Origin of the sequence: Streptomyces carpinensis (assembly GCF_002154505.1) — a bacterium.
In the GTDB taxonomy this organism is placed as follows: Bacteria; Actinomycetota; Actinomycetes; order Streptomycetales; family Streptomycetaceae; genus Streptomyces; species Streptomyces carpinensis.
Genome location: NZ_MUBM01000584.1, coordinates 1 through 853 on the forward strand (window position 1 = coordinate 1; position 853 = coordinate 853).

At 73.9% G+C, this 853-nt stretch carries 2 protein-coding genes; one reads left to right on the forward strand and one right to left on the reverse strand.

All coding sequences use genetic code 11. From position 1 onward, the window contains the following. Nucleotides 1–53 precede the first annotated feature (53 nt). Entirely contained in the window at nucleotides 54–404 is a 351-nt protein-coding gene (locus tag BZY54_RS46450; RefSeq protein WP_086731355.1) for a MerR family transcriptional regulator, read from the reverse strand. A 249-nt stretch (nucleotides 405–653) separates the two neighbouring features. Here BZY54_RS46450 and BZY54_RS52550 point away from each other — a divergent pair. Next, a partial coding sequence (locus BZY54_RS52550) for an imine reductase family protein (RefSeq protein ID WP_483025163.1) occupies nucleotides 654–853 on the forward strand: 200 nt, incomplete at its 3' end.

The window sequence follows — 853 nt, forward strand, 5'->3', positions numbered from 1 at the left end:
GACCGCTCCTGCAAGGTGCTGCTGGACTTCGGGGACTGACCCCCCGGCCGGCGCTACAGCGGGCGCCCGACGAGGGAGTCGAGGATGTCGCGCGCGGCGGCCAGGTCGTCGATCGCCGCGGTGATCCGCGCCCGCTCCTGCGCCAGTCCGTCGAGGAGTTCGGGGCACCGGCCGGCCAGGACGACGTCCGGGTCGTCGGCGCAGGGCACGATCTCGGCGATCACGGACGTACCGAGGCCCGCGGACAGCAGGACCTGGACCCGCCGCACGGTCGTGACGTCCCGTTCCTCGTACTCGCGGTATCCGCTCGGCCGCCGCGCGGGGGTGAGCAGGCCCTGTTCCTCGTAGTAGCGCAGGGCGCGTGGGCTGACGCCGGTGCGCCGCGAGAGCTCCCCGATCCTCATGGGCCCGAGTCCAACAGGGACTTGACTCTCACGTCAACGTGAATGTCTAGCGTCCTGCCATGACGAACCCGACGCATCCCACGCCCGTCTCCGTCCTCGGCCNNGCGGGGCCGGGCCCTGGTCAACCTCACCAGCGGGGAGCCCGCACGGGCCCGGGCACTGGCCCGGTGGGCCGGCCGACACGGCATCCGGTACCTGGACGGAGCGGTCCTCAGCCCGACCCCGGCGATCGGCACGCCGTCGGCCGCGGTGCTCTACAGCGGGGCCGCCGGGGTCCACGAGGCGGTGCGCGAGACCTTGGCCGCGCTCGGCGGCAGCGGTACGTACCTCGGGGAGGATCCGGGGCTGACCGCGGCCTTCGAGGTCGCGTTGCTCGATCTGTTCGCCACGTCCGTGCACGGCCTGGCGCACGCCTTCGCCCTCGCCTCGGCCGAGGGCATCGCGCCCGG